This is a genomic window from Jatrophihabitans endophyticus, assembly GCF_900129455.1.
Lineage (GTDB): Bacteria > Actinomycetota > Actinomycetes > Mycobacteriales > Jatrophihabitantaceae > Jatrophihabitans > Jatrophihabitans endophyticus.
Map to the genome: position 1 here is coordinate 999,496 of NZ_FQVU01000002.1, position 18,473 is coordinate 1,017,968.

The 18,473-nt window shown below is 74.8% G+C and carries 17 protein-coding genes; 11 read left to right on the forward strand and 6 right to left on the reverse strand.

Translation table 11 applies throughout. The annotated features are described in order from the left end of the window. Positions 1 to 171 precede the first annotated feature (171 nt). Positions 172 to 1,212: a GAF domain-containing protein gene (locus BUE29_RS09955; protein WP_073389254.1), complete on the forward strand. Its 1,041-nt coding sequence runs from the start codon at positions 172 to 174 to the stop codon at positions 1,210 to 1,212. Here the strand turns inward: BUE29_RS09955 and BUE29_RS09960 are convergent. After that, complete coding sequence (locus tag BUE29_RS09960) at positions 1,209 to 2,135, reverse strand: DMT family transporter (protein WP_073389257.1); 927 nt, start codon at positions 2,133 to 2,135, stop codon at positions 1,209 to 1,211. The genes BUE29_RS09955 and BUE29_RS09960 overlap by 4 nt on opposite strands. Positions 2,136 to 2,203: 68 nt before the next feature. Between BUE29_RS09960 and BUE29_RS09965 the strand changes: the two genes are divergently transcribed. The 4 genes from BUE29_RS09965 (at position 2,204) to BUE29_RS09980 (ending at position 4,394) form a co-directional block, all read left to right on the forward strand. Then, positions 2,204 to 2,785, forward strand: a complete 582-nt coding sequence (locus BUE29_RS09965; protein WP_073389260.1) for a TetR/AcrR family transcriptional regulator — start codon at positions 2,204 to 2,206, stop codon at positions 2,783 to 2,785. A gap of 59 nt (positions 2,786 to 2,844) precedes the next feature. Then, complete coding sequence (locus BUE29_RS09970) at positions 2,845 to 3,276, forward strand: helix-turn-helix domain-containing protein (protein ID WP_073389263.1); 432 nt, start codon at positions 2,845 to 2,847, stop codon at positions 3,274 to 3,276. A 56-nt stretch (positions 3,277 to 3,332) separates the two neighbouring features. Beyond that, complete coding sequence (locus BUE29_RS22470) at positions 3,333 to 3,884, forward strand: hypothetical protein (RefSeq protein WP_073389266.1); 552 nt, start codon at positions 3,333 to 3,335, stop codon at positions 3,882 to 3,884. Between the two features lie 201 nt (positions 3,885 to 4,085). Beyond that, on the forward strand, positions 4,086 to 4,394 hold the full coding sequence (locus tag BUE29_RS09980; protein WP_084180895.1) for a DUF2516 family protein: 309 nt from the start codon (positions 4,086 to 4,088) through the stop codon (positions 4,392 to 4,394). On the opposite strand, the gene BUE29_RS09985 is transcribed toward BUE29_RS09980, so the two are convergent. Continuing rightward, entirely contained in the window at positions 4,343 to 4,966 is a 624-nt protein-coding gene (locus tag BUE29_RS09985; protein WP_073389269.1) for a TetR/AcrR family transcriptional regulator, read from the reverse strand. The two genes, BUE29_RS09980 and BUE29_RS09985, sit on opposite strands and share 52 nt — an antisense overlap. A gap of 91 nt (positions 4,967 to 5,057) precedes the next feature. Between BUE29_RS09985 and BUE29_RS09990 the strand changes: the two genes are divergently transcribed. After that, positions 5,058 to 6,383: a cytochrome P450 gene (locus BUE29_RS09990; protein WP_073389272.1), complete on the forward strand. Its 1,326-nt coding sequence runs from the start codon at positions 5,058 to 5,060 to the stop codon at positions 6,381 to 6,383. On the opposite strand, the gene BUE29_RS09995 is transcribed toward BUE29_RS09990, so the two are convergent. Beyond that, entirely contained in the window at positions 6,367 to 7,848 is a 1,482-nt protein-coding gene (locus tag BUE29_RS09995) for an MptA/MptB family glycosyltransferase (protein WP_073389275.1), read from the reverse strand. The genes BUE29_RS09990 and BUE29_RS09995 overlap by 17 nt on opposite strands. Before the next feature lie 127 nt (positions 7,849 to 7,975). Here BUE29_RS09995 and BUE29_RS10000 point away from each other — a divergent pair, with 127 nt between their 5' ends. Next, positions 7,976 to 8,473 carry a hypothetical protein gene (locus BUE29_RS10000; RefSeq protein ID WP_073389278.1) on the forward strand — a complete coding sequence of 166 codons (498 nt, stop codon included), beginning with the start codon at positions 7,976 to 7,978 and terminating at the stop codon, positions 8,471 to 8,473. Between the two features lie 4 nt (positions 8,474 to 8,477). Here the strand turns inward: BUE29_RS10000 and BUE29_RS10005 are convergent, their stop codons facing one another. Together BUE29_RS10005 and BUE29_RS10010 are read right to left on the reverse strand one after the other, a co-directional pair. Then, positions 8,478 to 9,842 (reverse strand): sensor histidine kinase, encoded by a 1,365-nt coding sequence (locus BUE29_RS10005; protein ID WP_073389281.1) that lies wholly within the window; start codon positions 9,840 to 9,842, stop codon positions 8,478 to 8,480. After that, the gene (locus BUE29_RS10010) at positions 9,839 to 10,534 is read right to left on the reverse strand and encodes a response regulator transcription factor (protein WP_073389284.1); all 696 of its coding nucleotides are present in this window, start codon (positions 10,532 to 10,534) and stop codon (positions 9,839 to 9,841) included. The genes BUE29_RS10005 and BUE29_RS10010 overlap by 4 nt, the downstream gene beginning before the upstream one ends. 101 nt (positions 10,535 to 10,635) lie before the next feature. On the opposite strand from BUE29_RS10010, the gene BUE29_RS10015 reads away from it, so the two are divergent. The 4 genes from BUE29_RS10015 to BUE29_RS10030 all read left to right on the forward strand — a co-directional run bounded on the left by BUE29_RS10015 (position 10,636) and on the right by BUE29_RS10030 (position 16,340). After that, on the forward strand, positions 10,636 to 13,287 hold the full coding sequence (locus tag BUE29_RS10015) for an FAD/NAD(P)-binding protein (RefSeq protein ID WP_073389287.1): 2,652 nt from the start codon (positions 10,636 to 10,638) through the stop codon (positions 13,285 to 13,287). Between the two features lie 77 nt (positions 13,288 to 13,364). Then, the gene (locus BUE29_RS10020; RefSeq protein WP_073389290.1) at positions 13,365 to 14,561 is read left to right on the forward strand and encodes an acyl-CoA dehydrogenase family protein; all 1,197 of its coding nucleotides are present in this window, start codon (positions 13,365 to 13,367) and stop codon (positions 14,559 to 14,561) included. Positions 14,562 to 14,571: 10 nt separating this feature from the next. After that, positions 14,572 to 15,681, forward strand: a complete 1,110-nt coding sequence (locus BUE29_RS10025) for an acyl-CoA dehydrogenase family protein (protein WP_073389292.1) — start codon at positions 14,572 to 14,574, stop codon at positions 15,679 to 15,681. Continuing rightward, a complete protein-coding gene (locus tag BUE29_RS10030; RefSeq protein WP_073389295.1) occupies positions 15,681 to 16,340 on the forward strand; it encodes a maleylpyruvate isomerase family mycothiol-dependent enzyme in 660 nt (219 codons plus the stop codon). Before BUE29_RS10025 ends, BUE29_RS10030 begins: the two co-directional genes overlap by 1 nt. 3 nt (positions 16,341 to 16,343) lie before the next feature. Here the strand turns inward: BUE29_RS10030 and BUE29_RS10035 are convergent, their stop codons facing one another. Then, positions 16,344 to 18,470 carry a hypothetical protein gene (locus BUE29_RS10035; RefSeq protein ID WP_073389297.1) on the reverse strand — a complete coding sequence of 709 codons (2,127 nt, stop codon included), beginning with the start codon at positions 18,468 to 18,470 and terminating at the stop codon, positions 16,344 to 16,346. Between the last annotated feature and the right edge of the window lie 3 nt (positions 18,471 to 18,473).

An 18,473-nucleotide genomic window follows, 5' to 3' on the forward strand; every position in this document is an offset into this window, starting at 1 on the left:
GGTCCCGGCCACCGGTCAGGGGGACCCGAGAGGGTGGCAATCGACGGTGCCCGCGACCGCGCACCGGTCGCCACGATCGCGTCGGTGATTGACCCGGCGGCCCGCCGCTAGTTGACTGACTGCCTGCCGCGCGCAGCGGCACCCGGGGGCGTCGCGGAAGGGGCCGAGCGCATGGCATCGCCGTCGTCCGAGGGCGTCCCGACCGCCGGCTCCGGTGCTGCGGCCGACGCCCGTCACGACGTGGCGGAACACGCCGCGGGCAATCGCGACGTCGCGTGGTTCGAGGCCGGCACGCAGGCCGCCGCGCTCGCGCGGGCGCAGGTGCGCTCGACGCTCCTGGTGCACGCCGTCGAGCGCGCCGTCATCGCGCAGGCCGAGCTGCTGACCAGCGAGCTCGTCACGAACGTGGTGCGGCACGCGCGCTCCGAACGTGTCGGCGTGGTGGTGACGGCGGACGCGGACGCCGTGGGCGTCGAGGTGCACGAGGACCGCCCGTCGGCCGAGCCGCGCCACGTCGTCGCGTCGGTGACGGCGGTGCCGGACGGTGCCACCACGGGCCGTGGGATGGGCATCGTCGACCGGCTCGCGACCGAGTGGGGCGTCACGCGGCGGCACCGCACCACCACGACCTGGTTCCGCATCGAGGTCGGCGACCGCGGCGTCGGGACGAGCGCCGCGGCCGACGGGCGGCAGGTCGGCCCTCCCGCGCCGCGCACGGCGCGGGACCGGTCACGCCTGCTGCTGCGCGTCGTCGAGGCGGTCGGTCGCGCCGCCACCCCGGAGCAGGTCGCGGACACGATCACGCACACGGTCCGCGACCAGGTCGGCGCGGTCTGCGTCGGCATCGCGCTGACCGACACCGACGACGGCGTGCTCCGCTTCCTGAGCCTCGACCCCGTCCCGGTCGATCGTGCGGCGCGGTGGATCGCGTTCCCGCTCGACGGCTCGAGCCCCGTGGCCCGGGCCGCGCTCGAGGCCGACCCGGTCTTCCACGTGAACCGTGACGCCGCCGAACGGGCCACGCCTGGCGTCGGTGCGCATCTCGACGCCGCCGGGATCGACGGCGTCGCGCACCTGCCGCTGACCGTGGCCGGGGCGAGTTTCGGCACGCTCGCCGTGGGGTGGGCCGGACGGTGCGAGATCGACGCCGACACGCGCGCGCTGCTGCTCCTCGTGGCCGGCTTCGCAGCCCAGGCGCTCGCCCGTCGCTAGTGCGAGGGCACGGCCGCCCGCGGCGACGGGACGGCCGGACGCGACCGGACGACCGCTCTGCGCCGCCGGCCGGCGAACAGGCCGATACCGGCCGCGCACACGACCGCGCCGGGCGCGGCGAGCGGCCCGGGCACCTGGCCGAACATCGCCCACGCCCAGAGCGCGGTCGTCGGCGGGGTGAGGTAGAGCAGCGCGCTCGCGAAGGTCGGGCCGCTGCGGCGGACGGTGAGCAGGTAACTGCCGTAACCCCCGAGCGCCGCGAGCCCGACCAGCCAGGCGACGGCCCACCAGAAGTGCGCGGTCGGCGGCGGGGCGAGGTGCCCGCGGCCGGCGGCGACGGCGGCGAAGACCACCGCGGCCACGCCGCTCTGCAGCGCGAGGGACGAGACGAGCGGGGTGGTGGGCCGCCACCGGCCCTCGAGCAGGGTGCCGGCGGCGAGGCCCGCGACGGCGAGCACCGGGAGCAGGAACGCAGCGGCCGGCGCCGCGCCGGTGCCGAGGTCGCCGGCCACCACCAGGCCGACACCCGCCGCGCCGAGCAGCAACCCGGCCAGCTGGCGGGGGGTCGGCGACGTGCCGGTGACGCGGCCGGCGAGGCCCGCGACGAGCAGCGGCTGCAACGCCGCGATCAACGCGACCGTCCCCGTCGGCACACCTGCCTCAGCCGCCGCGAACACGCCCCCCAGATAGACGACCTGCACCAGGAGTCCGAGTGGCAGTTGCCGGCGTGCGTCGGCGAGCGAGACGCGCTCGCCACGGAGCAGGGCGATGACCGCGAGGACGCCGGCGGAGACGATCGTCCGCCACGCGAGTGCGGTGTCGAAGGGGACGACCTGCGTGCTCAGCGTCGCGCCGACGAAGCCCGAGGACCAGCACACGACGAGCAGGACGGCGAGCAGGGCGGTGGCGGGCGAACGTCTCATGCCGTCGACATAACCATACCGGTCGGTATACTCGCAGTGCACCCCGACGCCTCCAGACGGGAACGACCATGACCGACCTCTTCGCCGAGCCCGCTCCGTTGCCGCCGGCCGGGGAGCGCATCCTCGCCGCGGCGTCGTCGATGTTCTACGAGAGCGGCATCCATGCCGTCGGTGTCGATGCCATCGCCGAGGCGGCGGGCACCACCAAGAAGACGCTCTACGACCGGTTCGGGTCGAAGGACGCGTTGATCGCGGCGTACCTCGTGCGCCGGGGCCGACGCTGGCAGGCCTACCTCGCCGAGGTCGCGGACCGGCGCCGGCCCGGGATCTCCCGGGTGCTGGCCGTGTTCGACGCCCTGGCGAGCTGGACCCGGACCGAGCGGCGCGGCTGCGGGTTCGTCAACGCCTATGCCGAGTACGGCGGCCGGGACGACGCGATCGAGGCGGTCGTGCGGGCCGAGAAGCAGTGGATGCGAGCGTGGTTCGTCGAGGGCCTGCGCGACGCGGGCATGCCGGCGGCGCGGGCGGCCCGCCTCGGTGCTGCCGTCCACCTGCTCTACGAGGGCGCCATCGTGACGCTGACGGCCGGCGGCGACGCCGACGCCGTCGCGACCGCGCGACGTGCCGCCCGTGATCTGCTCGCAGCGTGACCGACGTCGCTAGCTGGCCTGCTTGCAATAGCTAGCAGTACTCGGCCAGACTCGGATACGTGATAGCCGAGGGGCCGAAGGAACAGGCCAAGCGCAGCGGTGCCGCGATCGGGGAGTTCATCCGTGAGCAGCGCGAGCAGGGCCAGGTCTCCCTCCGTCAGCTCGCCCGTCTCGCCGGGGTGTCCAACCCGTACCTCTCGCAGATCGAGCGCGGGTTGCGCAAGCCGAGCGCCGACATCCTGGCCCAGATCGCCAAGGCGCTGCGCATCTCGGCCGAGCAGCTGTACGTCCGGGCCGGCTTCCTCGAGTTCCGCGAGGGCAACCCGGAGATCGTGGCGGCGATCCTCACCGACGAGGAGCTCAACGAGCGGCAGAAGCAGGTGCTGCTCGACATCTACGAGTCCTTCCGACGCGAGAACTCGCAGCTGCGGGCGGAGGCCGACACGGCGTCCGCACCCGTGGCGCACGCCGCGGCCGACCCGGCCCGCTGACCCCGGCCCGCCGAACCACCCGTCCCGACCGACCCGTTTCGAGGAGCGAACCGACCATGTCCATCGCCAGCGACATCCGCGCCTACGCCGACAACGCCGTGACCGAGGGCCGCAAGGTGCTCGACTCCACCCTGAGCACCGCGCAGGCGCAGCTGGGCGGCGTCACCGGTCAGGCCAACGACATCGTCAACCGCGCCAACAGCGCGGTGCACGACCTGCGCGCCTCGGCCGAGAAGGCCGTCAACGTCGACGCCATCAAGGCCGCGCTGGAGCCCTACGTCGCGCAGGCCAAGGGCTACCAGGCCTCCGTCACCGACCGTGCCGAGGCGATCTTCGCCGAGCTGCGCAAGGACCCGCGCCTCGCCCGGGCCTTCGACGTCGCCGACAGCGTCTCCGACGCCGTCGTCGAGACGATGCAGGAGCGGGTCGTCAAGCCGGTGCAGTCGCTGACCGGTCGCGGCACCACCACGGCGCCGGCCGGCAGCCCGCGGCCGGCGGCCAAGACCACCCCGCGCAAGACCGCGGCTCGCAAGGCCGCCACCACGCGTCCCGCGGCCAAGAAGACCACCACGCGCAAAGCTGCGGCCAAGCGCGCGACCAGCGCCTGACCGACCCGGTCGGGCCGGTCCCGACCTGCGCCGCGACGACACGGGGGTGAGTCGCGAACGGCAGGTCCAGGACCGTGTGCGGCGGGAGCCGGGCGACGACACGGGGGTGAGTCGCACGGTGCCGGCCCACGCCGACGATGCTGCCCCGTTCCCCCGCCGGGAACGGGGCAGCATCGTGTCGGGGTAGGTAGGCTTCCTGTCGTGGATCTGGTCGAGGGCCTGTACTTCTGGACGAACATCGTCGTCTACTGGGGCCTCGTCGCGCTGCGGGCGTGGGCGCTCGTCGACTGCCTCACCCGCAAGACCGCGGCCTTCCCGGCCGTGGACAAGCTGACCAAGCCCGCCTGGGTCGCGATCCTGCTGATCGCCGGCCTGCTCGGCACGTTCTTCAGCAGCCCGGCCACGCCCGGCGCCGTGGTGTCGATCTTCTCGCTCGCGTCGGTCGTCGCGGCGATGATCTACCTCGCCGACGTCCGGCCGGCCGTCCGCGAGGTCTCCGGCGGCCGGTAGGACGCCGCCAGCACGGCGGCGAGACCGGCGCCGACCTCGTCGCTCGAGGGCACGCCCTCGGGGTCGAGCAGCCACTGCATCGCCAGGCCGTCGCACGTCGCGATGACCACGGCGGCGACGGCCCGACAGTGCGGCTCGTCTGCGCTCGACCCGTCGGCCAACGCGACCGCCACGAGCTCGGCGACCCGGCTCCGGGCCCGCGCGTAGTGGCCGGCGAGCTGGGCCCGCAGCTCGGGCACCCGCATGGCCTGGGCCAACGCCTCGACGTAGGCCTGCAGCACCGGCTGCTGGTCGGCGAAGTTGTCGATCGCCGTCGTCCATGTCGCCGCGGCCCGTTCGAGGGGCGTCGCGGTCGTGCCGGCCATCGCCTGCCCGGCGATCTGCTCGGCGTAGTCGCGGAAGGCGAGCTCGATCGCCTCGTTCAGCAGGCCCGCCTTCGAGCCGAAGTGGTAGCCGATGCTGCCCAGGTTCGTGTCCGAGGCCGCCACCAGGTCGCGCGCGGTGATGCGCGCGTAGCCGCGTTCCTCGATGAGCCGGCGCGCCGCGGCCAGCAACTGTTCCCGATGACCCACGGTGCCAGCCTAGTGAGCGGGGCCTAGACATCCGTCTTATACGGGCGTATATCTGGGCGCCTGCAGTCGCACCCACGACCAGGGGGTCGTCATGACGTCCGTCGCCGACTTCGTCACCCACCGCGCCCGGCACCTCGACACCGCGGCGCTGCCACCGGGCCCACGGCTGCCCGTCCCGGTGCAGACGGCGCTGTTCCTCGGGCTCGGCAACATCGTGGCCCCCATCTGGCGTCGCCGGTACGGCGACGTCTTCGCCGTCCACGTCGCGCCGGCCGGGCACGGGATCGTGCTGAGCAACCCCGAGCACATCCGCGAGGTCTTCAACGGCCCGGCCGACACCTTCCACGCCGGTGAGGGCAACGCCATCCTCGGCCCCATCATGGGCGAGCACTCGGTGCTGCTGCTGGACGAGGAGGAGCACCGCGTCGCTCGCAAGCGGGTGATGTCGGCGTTCCGCGGCGAGACGACGGCGAGCTGGCGCCCGGTCGTCGCCGACGTCGCCGCCCGCGACGTGGCGACGTGGCCGGTCGACCGGCCGTTCGCCGTCCATCCGCACCTCAACGACGTGAGCCTCGAGGTCATCCTGCGCATCGTCTTCGGCGTGTCCGACGATGCCCGGCTCGCCCGGATGCGGCCGCTGCTGCAGCGGTTGGTGCGCATCGGGCCGACGATCCTGCTCGGCTGGGTCTACCCGCAGCTCGAGCGCATCGGCCCGTGGCGCCGCTTCCTGCGGCTCAAGGCCGCCGTCGACCGACTCGTCTACGCCGAGATCGCCGAGCGGCGCACCGTCGCCGATCTCGCGGAGCGCACCGATGTGCTCTCCAAGCTGCTGGTCGCCGCGCCCGAGCAGAGCGACGCGGAGCTCCGCGACCACCTGATGACGCTGCTGCTCGCCGGGCACGAGACGACCGCCTCGACGCTCGCGTGGACGCTGCACGACCTCGCCCGGACGCCCGACGTCCTCGCCCGCGCGCGCCGGGCCGCCGACGAGGGGGACGAGGACTACCTCGAGGCCGTCGTGAAGGAGTCGCTGCGGCTGCGGCCGGTGATCAGCGAGGTCGCGCGCCGGCTCGCCAAGCCCGTCCGGGTGGGGGGCTACGACCTGCCGGCGGGCGTCGTGGTGTTCCCGTCCATCAAGCTCGTGCAATTGCGTCCCGACCTCTACGACGAGCCGCTGGCCTTCCGCCCCGAACGCTTCCTCGGCGTCACCCCGCCACCCGCGACCTGGATCCCCTTCGGCGGTGGGCTGCGACGCTGCCTCGGCGCCGCGCTCGCCATGGTCGAGGCCGTGGCCGTGCTGCGCACCGTCCTCACGAGCGTCGACATCGAGCCCGCCGGGCACGCCGAACCGTCGCGGGCCCGCAACATCACCCAGGTGCCGGCGCGCGGCGCCCGCCTCGTCACTCGGCCGCGCTGACCCGTCCGCCCCGGGCGCGGGCCGCGACGACGAGGGCGACCGCCGCCACGACGGCCAGCCCCACGCCGGTCACGACCGTCGCGCTGGTGTCGGCGAAGCCCGGCGGCACGAGCACGCACCCCGCCGCGGCGAGCGCGATCACCCCGCGCCGTCGTTCGCCCGTCGCGCCGGGCACGAGGCAGAGCAGCCCCCACGTCAGGTACCAGGGGTAGAGGTTCGGGGCGAGCAGCGCGAGCGCGAGGAGGGCGAAGCCGGCGGTGCGCTCGACCGGACGGTGCCGGGCGGAGACGAGCAGGTACGCGACCGTGCAGACGCCCGCGGCCGCCGCGCTGATGCGCCCGGCGGTGGCGAGGTCGTCGTAGGACGCGCCCTGGACGATCGGGGCGAGCAGGCGTCCCGCGGCGTTGCCGGCGGCGTACGGCGTGTGCGCGGCGAACTGCTCCGACAGCGCCCCCAGCCAGCCGAAGCCGTGCGGCTGCAGGAGACCGGCGGCGACGGCCACCACGCCTGCCACCGCGACGTCGCGGGCGAGGACGAGCCAGACCGGCGCGCGTCGGCGGCCGGCGACGTGGACCGCCAGCAGCACGGGCACGACGACGAAGGCCTGCGGCGACACCGACCCGGCGAGCGCGGCGAGGCCGAGGGCGAGGGACCACCGGCGCCGGCGCGCGGCGAGCAGCGCGGCGAGCACGAGGGCGGTCATCGGCCCGTCGACGTGCGGCGAGGACACGACGTAGAACAGCAGCAGCGGGTTGAGCCCGGCGAGCACCATCGCCTGGCGACGCTGCCCGGCGACGGAGTCGGTGTCGGCCGCGCCGGCGATCTCGGCGGCCAGTCTCGTGATGGCGATCGCCGCGAGCACGCCGAGCACGCGCAGCACGAGCACCGCGCCGAGCGCCGTCCCGCCGGCCACGGTCGGGGCGAGGTGCTGCAGCATCGAGCCGAGCGGGCCCGCCGCGCTCACGGTGCCCCTCGCGGCCGGGTCGACGGCGTCCACGAGGGTGTCGGCGCCCAGTGACGACGGCGGGTTCGTGTACGGGTCGTGCCCCGCGCGCTGCACGAACCCGAAGGCGGCGGACGCGTAGGCGGCGGTGTCCATGAGCGGCGGCCCGATCGCGAACGGCGTGCTCCACGCGGCGACGAGCAGCCAGATCCGGTGCTCGGGCACCTCGGTGCGCCGGACGATCTCGAGCGCCGCCAGCCACAGCAGCACGAGCAGGACGACCGCGAGCAGCAGCAGCGTGGCGGGAGCCAGCGCGCGCGAGGTCAGGCCGTGGTCGTCCTGCAGCCCCAGCCAGCCGCTCAGGACGCGGGTCGGCCGGGTGGCGGCCTCGACCCCGCCGGCGGCGACCACGGCGGCCGAGACCACGAATCCCGCGATGGCCAGCGCGGCCACCGGTCGGTCGGTGACCTGGCGGCGGGCGGTGTCGAGGCCGTGCAGGGCCTTCTCGGCGAGATCGTTCATCGGCTCTCAGGACGGGCGGCAGGTGCGCCGAGGGTATCGACCCGAACCGAACCCGAATACTTCCCGACGCTCGCGCGTACACGCGCACCGCAGAGTGATCACGTACCGCACTCGAGAAGGAGCATTCGTGAACCTCACCTATCGCAAGACCCTCGCCGCCGGCGGGACGTTCGTCGCCCTGCTGGGTGTCGGCGGCACCGCGCTCGCGACCACCGGTTCGGGCACGCTGACCGGCGCCGGCGCGCAGCAGGCGGCGGCACCGACGGCGACCCCGAGCGGGAGCACGGCCAAGCCGGCCGGGAAGCACGCGAAGAAGCACGGCGCCCTGCGAGGGGTCGAGCACGCCCAGATCGTGACGCGCCACAAGGGCGCCACGGTGACCCGCACGATCTACCACGGCACCGTGACCGCGGTGTCCTCGTCCTCGCTGACCGTGAAGGCCGCGGACGGCAAGTCGCAGGCCTATGCGCTGAACGGTGACACCAAGTACCGCGAGCGCAGCAAGGGGCACAAGCCCACCGCCTCGTCGCTGTCGAAGATCGCGAAGGGCGACAACGTCGCGGTCGTCGGCACCGGGACGAGCAAGGTCACCGCGAAGCACGTCGTGGAACTGCCGAAGAAGTAGCCCGTCAGGCCGGGGGCAGGCGCACGGTGAAGCGGGCGCCGCCCTCGGCCGCGTGGCCGGCCTCGACCGTCCCGCCGAGACGCGTGACGAGACCGTGGACGATCGCGAGGCCGAGCCCGGTGCCGACCCGCCGCTCGCCGCGGTAGCGCTCGTAGAGCGCGCCCTGCTCGAACGCGACGGCGAGGTCGTCGGGTGCGAGGCCGGGGCCGCCGTCGCGCACCTCGGCCACCGCCGCCCCCGGCTCGGTGCGGACGGCGAGCACGACGGGGCGGCCGGCCGGAGTCACGCGCAGGGCGTTGTCGAACAACCCGTCGAGCACCTGGCGGACGCGGACGGCGTCGGTGCGGGCCGGCAGCTCGGCGGCCGCGGCCTCGAGGCGGAACTCGACCCCCGCCGCCGCGCACCGGTCCTGCCACACCCGCGCCGCGTCGCCGGCGAGCGCGACGAGGTCCACCCGGGCGAGGTCGACCCGGAAGTCCTGGGCCCCGAGGCGGGCGAGGTCGAGCAGGTCGCCGACCAGCCGCTCGAGGCGCCGGGCCTCGCCGAGCACGACCGCACCGACGCGGGCCGTCTCGTCCGCCGGCACGATGCCGTCGGCCAGGGACTCGGCGTACCCGGAGATCGCGGTGAGCGGCGTGCGCAGGTCGTGCGAGACCGAGAGCAGGAAGTCGCGCTGCCGGGCCTCCGAGTGCGCGAGCGCGCCGGCGATGCCGTTCACGGCGTCGCTGACCTCGACGACCTCGCGCGGGCCCTGGGCCGGGAGCACGACGTCGCGGTTCCCCGCGGCCACGGAGTGCGCAGCCGCCGCGGTGCGACGCAGTGGGCGGGCGAGCCGCCAGGCGACGACGAAGCCGAGCAACGCGGCGACCGCCCCGGCGACGAGCAGGGCCAGTGCGATCCGGCGGATCGCCCGCTCGTCGGCCGCGGTCGCGTCGCGGCGGGCCTGCACGAGCACGAGCGCCCGCCCGTCACCGACCGCGCGCCCCTCGACGAAGACCGTCGTCCCGCCCGCGTCCCGCGTCGCGGACAGCTCGGCGCCGGAGCGCAGCCGCGCGAGATCGGCCGGCGTCAGCGCGCGGCGTACGAGGGTCGCGTTGGTGCGGACCCGGCCGCGGGCGCCCACGAGGCCGACCCGGATGCGGGCCTGCCGCAGTGCCGTCGTGACCTGGCGTTGCGCCGCCGGTCGGTCGACGGTCACCGTCTGCGCGATGTCGGCGGTCCGCGCGAGCGCGCGTCGGCCGGTGTCGGCGCCGGACGTGCGGATCAGCCCCGTCGCGAGCACTCCCGCGACCAGCGCGGTCACGACGACGATCCCGACGCTGAGCAGCGCGATACGAGTGGCGAGGGTGGTGCGCCGTCGCCGGCTCATGCGGACGCGTTCTCGGCGGCGTAACCGACTCCACGCACCGTCCGGATGGGGCTGGCGTCGCCCAGTTTTGCGCGCAACTGCGCGATGTGGACGTCGACGGTGCGGGCGCCGGCCACCGACGAGTACCCCCACACCTCGCTGAGCAGCTGCTCGCGGGTAAAGACCTGCCCCGGCCGGCGCATCAGGTGCGCGAGCAGGTCGAACTCGGTCACCGTCAGCGCGAGCTCCTCGTCCCCGCGGAACGCGCGTCGTCGGACGGTGTCGAGCGTGACGCCGCCGACCGTCCGCGGCGCGCTGCTGGGCGGGCCCTGCGCGCGGCGCAGCACGCCGCCGATCCGGGCGACGAGCTCGCGTGGGGAGAACGGCTTGGTGACGTAGTCGTCCGCACCCAGCTCGAGGCCGATGATCCGGTCGACCTCGTCGTCGCGGGCGGTCACGAACAGCACCGGCGTCCAGTCCTCCGCGGCCCGTAGCCGACGGCAGATCTCGACGCCGTCGAGCCCCGGCAGGCCGACGTCGAGCACGATCGCCGCCGGCCGGTGCCGCCGCACCGCATCCAGCGCGCGGTCGCCGCGACCCTCGATCTCGACCCGGTAGCCGGCTCCGGACAGGTTCAGCCGGATGACGTCGGCGATCGCAGGCTCGTCCTCGACGACGAGCACGAGACCGCGCGGCCGGTCGGCAGCGGGCACCCCGGGAACGATAGCGGGGTCACGACGGACGCACGTTCGGATCGTGTTCGGGCTACTATTCGACTATTCCCGCTCATATCCGTAGGCAAAGAGGGGTAACGATGCCTGACTGTACCGGGCCCGCCGTCGTCGCCGTCGTCGGAGCGGGGGCGAGCGGGACGCTGACCGCCGTCCACGTCGCCCGCGCCGCGGCGGCGGCCCGGCGCAGCGTCGACATCGTGCTGGTGGAGCCGGCCGAGGTCGCCGAGGGTCTCGCGTACTCGACGCGCGACCCCCGGCACCGCCTCAACGTCCCGGCCAAGGGCATGAGCGCCTTCCCGGACGATCCCGAGCACTTCCTGCGCTGGCTGCGCCGCCACGTCGCCGTCGACTTCCCGGCCGGCGGGTTCGCGCCGCGCATGCAGTACGCCGAGTACCTCGCCGCGTGCCTCGCCGACGAGACGGGGGGCGACTCGGTCCGGTGCACGCAGGTCCGCGCCCGGGCCACCGACGTGCGTCGGCACGGCCGCCGGCTGCGGATCACCCTCGACGACGGGACCAGCCGCCCCGCGGACGCCGTCGTGCTCGCGACCGGTCACGGCGCGCCGGCCGTGTCGTGGGCACCCGAGGCGCTGCGCCGCTCGCACCGCTTCGTCGCCGACCCCTGGCGGGGGTCGGCGGCCCCGGCCGTCCGCAGCGGCGACGAGATCCTGCTCGTCGGCGCCGGGCTGACGATGGCCGACATGGCCCAGCGCTGGGGCCGGGCCGGGGTACGGGTGCACGTCGTGTCGCGTCACGGGATGCTGCCGCTGCCGCACGCGCGCGATCCGCAGTCCCCGGCCGCGGCGCCCGAGCTGCCCGACACCGCGCCGCTCACCCTGCGCGACGTGCGGCGGGTCGTCTTCGACGCCGTGCGGGCCAACGACGGCGACTGGCGCCGCGTGATCGACGGGTTGCGTCCGGTGACGACCACGCTGTGGTCGCGCATGGACGAGCACGCCCGGCGCGGCTTCCTGCGCACGGCCGCCCGCCGCTGGGACCGCGTCCGCCACCGGGTCGACCCGGCCGTGGACGCCTGGCTGCGGGAGCGGGTCGCCGACGGCTCGCTCGTGGTGCACGCCGGGGAGGTCAGCGACGCCCGCGAGGTCGCGGGCGGGCTCGCGGTCGAGCTCGGCGACGGCACCACCGTGCGCGCCGCGGCCGTCTTCAACTGCACGGGCACGTGTGTGGCGGTGCAGCAGGACGAGGACCCGCTCGTGCTCAACCTGCTCAACGCCGGCACCGCGCAGGCCGGGCCGCTCGACCTCGGCTTCGCCACCGACCCCGCCGGGCGCCTCGTCCCCGCGTCCGGTCCGGCCGCCTCGATCTGGGCGATCGGGCCGCTGCGTCGCGGCCAGCTGTGGGAGAGCACGGCCGTCCCCGAGATCCGCAGCCAGGCCGCCGACCTCGCCGCCGATCTCGTCGCCACGCTCCCGGCGCCGTCGCTGCGGCGCCGCGCGCGGGACCCCTACGGGCTGCCGCTCACCGCGACCGACGGGGCGGCGCAGGCCTACGTCGAGGCGCTGGGCCGCATCCTGCGCGTGCAGTCGGGCGCCGAGGACCTCCTCGCCGAGGCCGTCAGCACCGACCCCGACTTCGCGCTCGGCCACGCCGTGCAGGCGCTGCTCGGCGTCGAATGGGGCGCCGACGTCGACGTCGCGTCGTCGCTGCATGCCGCGCACCGCGCGATGGCGAAGGGCGACGAGCGTGAGCGGCGCTTCGTCGAGGTCGCGACCGCCCGCGTGCGCGAGCCCGGCGCGGCGTCGGCCGCGAGCCTGCTCGCCTACATCCAGACCTACCCCGAGGACGCCCTGGCGGTCAGCATCGCCGTCCCGACCATCGCCTTCGGCGGTGCCACCGAGATCCCGGCCGAGGCGTGGGCGCTCGTCGAGGGGCTCACCCCCGCGTACGGCGGTGACTGGTGGCACCGCGGCCTGCTCGCCTTCGTCCGCCAGGAGCAGGGCCGCTGGGACGAGGCACGCGAGCTCGCCGACCGGTCCCTGGCCGAGGAGCCCGCCGCCGGGCACGCCGTCCACGCCCGCACCCACGTGCACTACGAGACCGGCGACCACGCGGCCGGCCTCGCCTGGCTCGACGGCTGGATCACCACCTGTGGCGCGCGCGCGTCGCACCGCGCGCACTTCTCCTGGCACGCGGCGCTGCACGAGCTCGCCCTCGGTGACGACCGGGCGGCGCTGCGTCGCTATACCGGGCAGCTGGCCCCGCCGACGGTGTCCGGCGTCCGGGCGCTCGTCGACTCGGCGTCGCTGCTGTGGCGGGGCTACGTCAACGGGGCGTGGGGCAGTGCCGACGTCGGCGAGGTGCTCGCCTCGGTGCCGGCCGACCTCGTCGCCGACCCGCCTACGCCGTTCATCGGGCTGCACGCGGCGGTCGCGCTCGCAGCGGCGGGGGACTGCCAGGGCCTCGCCCGGCTGCGTCGCTCGGCGTCCCGGCGGCCCGAGCCCGCGTTCCGCGACACGCTCGCGCCGCTCGCCGACGCGCTGGCCGATCTCGTCCACGGTGACGCCGACCGCGCGACCGAGGAGTTGCTGGGCCTGCGCGGGGTCGAGGCGCTCGGTGGCAGCGCGGCGCAGCGCGAGATCGTCGAGGAGACGCTCATCCTCGCCGCGACCCGGGCCGGCCGGCACGACGTCGCCCGCGGGATCCTGCTCGGCCGCCTCGAGCGGCGCCGTTCGCCCCGCAACACGCGTCGCTGCGCGCAGCTCCCGGGCTGACCGCCCCCCACCTGCCTGCAACCGGCTCCCGGCGGGCATGCTGTGGTTACCAGCAGGTAGACCCCGGGAGCCCGTCCATGGACATCGTCCTCAGCAAGGAGGAGAGGGCGTTCGCCGAGCAGATGCGGACGTTCTTCACCACCGAGATCCCCAGCGAGATCCGCGAGCGGCTCGCGCACGGCGGGCACCCGTCGCGCGAGGACATCGTGACCTCGCAGCGGATCATGAACGAGCACGGGCTCGCCGTCCCGCACTGGCCGACCGAGTGGGGTGGCCAGGACTGGACGCCCGTCCAGCGGCACCTGTGGTCGGAGGAGATGCTGCTCGCGCACGCCCCGGCGCCGCTGTCGTTCAACACGCAGATGATCGGCCCGGTCATCGCGACCTTCGGCTCGCCGGAGCTGAAGGAACGCTTCCTGCCCAAGACCGCGAACCTCGACATCTGGTGGTGCCAGGGCTTCTCCGAGCCCAACGCCGGTTCCGACCTCGCCTCGCTGAAGACCACCGCGGTACGCGAGGGCGACGAGTACGTCGTCAACGGTCAGAAGACGTGGACGACGCTGGGCCAGTACGCCGACTGGATCTTCTGCCTCGTCCGGACCGACCCCGAGGTCAAGAAGCAGCGCGGCATCTCGATGCTGCTCGTCGACATGGCGACGCCCGGCGTCACCGTCCGGCCCATCCACCTCATCGACGGCGGCTACGAGGTCAACGAGGTCTTCTTCGACAACGTCCGGGTGCCGGTCGACAACCTCGTGGGCGAGGAGAACTCCGGCTGGGACCAGGCCAAGTTCCTGCTCGGCAACGAGCGCACCGGCGTCGTCGCGGTCGGCCAGACCAAGGCCCGCATCAAGCGGATCAAGCAGGTCGCGGCCGAGACCCGGTCCAACGGCCGTGCCCTCATCGACGACCCGCTGTTCCGCGCCCGGCTCACCAAGCTCGAGATCGAGCTCACCGCGATCGAGATGTCCGTGCTGCGCGTGCTCGACGGCGAGCGCCGCCGCGGCCCCGGCACGCCCGACCCGGTGTCGTCGGTGCTGAAGTTCAAGGGCTCGGAGCTGCAGCAGGAGGCCACCGAGCTGCTGGTCGACGTCCTCGGCCCGGCCGGACTGGCCTACCGCGAGTCGACCGACGTCCCGGACGGCTTCGCGGCGCTGCCCGACGGTGCCGTCGACGCGCTGCCGACGTACTTCAACTGGCGCAAGGCCTCGATCTACAGCGGGTCCAACGAGGTCCAGCGCACCATCATCGCCAAGCAGATCCTGAAGTTCTGAGGTAGCCGACATGGAACTCGACCTGACCGACGAGCAGAAGATGCTGGCCGACGCCGTGCGCAGCCTGCTCGACAAGCGCTACGACGCCAACGCCCGGCTGCAGCTGCTCGAGGGTGACGGCTGGAGCCGTGACCTGTGGCGCCAGTACGCCGAGCTCGGTCTGCTGGGGCTCACCGTCGACGAGCAGTGCGGCGGTGCCGGCATGGGCAGCGGCGAGCTCGCCGTCGTCATGGAGCAGTTCGGCCGCGCCCTCGTCCTCGAACCGTTCGTCGCCACCGTCGTGCTCGGCGCGTCGCTGGTGTCGGCGGCGGGAACGCCGGAGCAGAAGCAGGAGCTGTTGCCCGACGTCGCCGCCGGCGAGACGCTCCTCGCCTTCGCGCACACCGAGGCCGGCTCCCGGTGGTCGCTCACCGACGTCACGACGACGGCGACGCCCGCAGGCGGGGACTGGACGCTCGACGGCGAGAAGATCGCCGTCCTGGGCGGCGACGTCGCCGACCAGCTGCTCGTCACGGCGCGGACGCCGGAGGGCGAGGTCGGGCTCTTCCTCGTGGCGGCCGCGGACGTGCGACGCGACACCTACCGCCAGCAGGACGGCCTCGGCGGGGCCGACGTCCTGCTCGCCGGGACGTCGGCGCGCGCCCTCGGTACGCCGGGGGAGTCCCTCGCCGCGATCGAGCTCGTCGTCGACACCGCCACCGCGATGCTGTGCGCCGAGGCCGTCGGCGCCATGGAGCGCATGCTGTGGCTGACCGTCGACTACCTCAAGACACGGCAGCAGTTCGGCATCCCGATCGCGACCTTCCAGGCGCTGCAGTTCCGCGCGGCCGACATGTTCGTGTCGTTGGAGCAGGCCCGCAGCATGTCCATGCTGGCGCAGCGCGCGCTGGCCGTCGACGATCCGGCGGAGCGGCACCGCATGGTCGCGGCGGCCAAGGTGCAGATCGACCTGTCGTCGCGCCACGTCGGGCAGGACGCGATCCAGCTGCACGGCGGCATCGGGATGACGATGGAGTACCCGGTGGGTCACTACGTGAAGCGCACGGCCGTCATTGCCAAGACCTTCGCCGACACCGACACACTGCTCGAGGCGGTCGGCAGCGGACCCGGGCTCATCTAGTGGATCCCGTCGCCGAATGGGCCGCCGCGCAGGCCCGCGTCATCGACCTCGTCGAGTCGCTCGACGCGGCGGCCGTCGAGCGGCGCGTGCCGGCGACGCCCGACTGGACCGTCCGCGACCTGCTCTCGCACATGATCGGGCTGGACGCCGACATCCTCGCCGGCAACGAGCCCGACGACCACAACCCGACCTGGACGCAGCGGCAGGTCGACGACCGGGCCGGGCACGACGTCGCGACGCTCGTGGCCGAGTGGCGGGCGATGACCGAGCCGCTGCAGCAGTGGATGCGCGACAACAACCCCCGACCCATGGGCGACGTCGTGATCCACGAGCAGGACCTCCGCGGCGCCCTGGAGGCGCCCGGTGCCCGGGACGGCGACGCGCTGCGCTCGCTGTTCGAGCGGATGGCCGGGGCGTGCGAGGACCGCGCGGTGGCCCGGGAGCTCGAGCCGCTGCGGCTGCAGGGCGAGAACTACGACTTCGGTCCACCGCAGGCCGACGTCGTGGTGCGGGCATCCGACTTCGACCTCGCTCGGCTGGTGCTCTCGCGCCGGTCCGCGGCGCAGCTACGGGCCTGGACGACGCAGGGCGACGTCGAGCCCTACGTCGAGTGCTTCGGCGGGCTGGGCCCGCTGCCCGCCGACGACCTCGTCGAGTAGCGCTCAGGACAGGCCGAGCGACGGCAGCGAGCCGTCGTCGTCGGTGTAGGGACGCCAGTGCCAGCGGGCCCGGGTGCGGGCGCCGCGGAACGTCCGGACGAAGACCGTCACGGAGCCTGCGAGCAGGAGCAGCACGAAGGTCGAGCCGATGACGAGGGCGCGCAGCCCGAAGCCGCCGCCCGTGGCGTGCCGGACCACGGCCGGCGCCGCCTGTACGGGTCGGACGCCGGCCACGAACACCGCGGTAGTGGTCGACACCGGTGACGACGCGGTGACGGCCCGGTTGTCGGTCAGGGTCAGCTCGGCCACGACGGCGTAGCAGGCGTTGGCGCTGGTGACGGGGGTACGCACCGCGTAGCTGCCGTCACCGGTGGTGCGCGAGCGGGTACGCGTCGGCATCGCGGCCGCGGCGGACGACGACGTGCCCCCGGCCGACGCCGGCGCCGGGTAGTGCGCGTCGCCGCACCCGGTGATCGGGACCGAGTCGCCGCGGACCAGCCCTACGGCCAGCTCGCCGGGGTAGCGGTGCGCGCCGGCGACCTGCACCGTCGCCGGCATGGGCTTGCCCTGCTCGCCGGAGGTCGCCGCCGTCGCAACGGTGAGCGACGGCCGCAGCACCGCGACGGTGGTCTGCGGGCCCGCCGGCGTGGCCGGGGCATCGACCGTCGCGCCGTCCAGGCTGACCTCGCTGGTGGCCGTCAGCGAGTAGCAGCCGAGCTCGTCGACCGACGGCACGGTCGCGGTGGCGCGCAGGGCGTCGCCGACCCGCGAGGCCGTCACCGGCGCCGAGGTGCCGACGGTCGGCGCGTCGTCGAAGTCGACCCCGCGGCAGCTGCCGTCGTGCGTGGGCAACGGGCCGCGGGCGGTCACCGAGGTGGTCAGGCGGGCGCGGCCCGGGTCGGTGCCGGTCACGATCGCGGCCAGGTCGCCCGGTCCCGCGACCGGCGACTTCGCGGCCGTGCTCACGGTCAGCGTCGCCACGGTGAGGTAGTCGTCGGCGCTCAGCCGCGACTCGGCCGTCGCCGGTGGCGAGCTGCGCGTCGTGGCGGTCGCCCGCAGCGCGTAGCAGCCGGGCGTCAGCTGCGGTGTCTCGGTGGCGCGGTAGCGCGCGTCGCCGGTGAAGCTGTACGCGTCCTGCCAGGCCACCGCGGCCCCGCGGAGACGTTCCGGGTCCAGGCTGCGACACCCGGCGCCGCCGCTCGCCTGCACCGGCCCGGTGAGCGTCAGCGTCCCCGTGCCCGGGTAGCCGTAGGTGCCGGTCACGGCGGCGGCCGGCCGGAAGGACCCGTCGGCCAGCAGCAGGGCGGGCCCGTCGACCGTCACCGCGGGCTTGGGGTGCAGGACGGCTTGCAACGTGGCGTGCCCACGCGCGGCGGTCGCGTCGGCGACGGCGAGGGACGCGGGGTCGGTGGCGAGGTAGGTCAGCCCGACGCGCTCGGTGACGGTGGCGGTCACCCCGGTCTCGGCCGCGCGGGGAACGGTGACGGGGACCTGCGCCGTGCCGTCGCCGCCGGTGCTCGCGGTCGCGACCGCGCCGCCGACGTCGACGGCGACCGCGAGGCCGGGTGTCCCCACCCCCGCGGCCGAGCGGACGTCGACCGTGACCGTCGTCTGCGCGCCGGGGATCGTCCGAGCCGGGGGCGTCACCGTCACCCGGTAGGGGCCGCCGTAGCGGCGGGCCTCGTCGAGGCGGGCCGCCGCGCGGCTCGCGCTCGTCCCCTCCTGTCCGAGGCAGCGGCGCTGCAGCTCGCCGGAGCCGGCGAGGGTCGCGACGTCCGCGCTCACCTCGGCGAGCTCGGCCGGCGAGCCGTCGCCGTGGTGTGCGATCAGGTACGCCGCCGCGCCGATGTCGTCGCGCGACATCCCCGCCTGACCGGCGGTCATGCTCGCACCGGGCCCGTTGACCGGCGCGGGCTGCTGCGCGGGGCCGGTGCCGCTGATGTCGCGGGTGCTGAAGGCGCGCACGCCGCCGTTGACCGCCCAGGCGCCGAGCGGGACCTCGGTCTGGTCGAGACGGCAGAGCACGCCGGTGTAGTCGGCGCCGGACGCGCCCCACGGGGTCGCCGCCGCCGGCGCCGCGCCGACGACCGTGCCGGTCAGGACGGCGACGAGCGGGGCCAGGACGAGCACGGC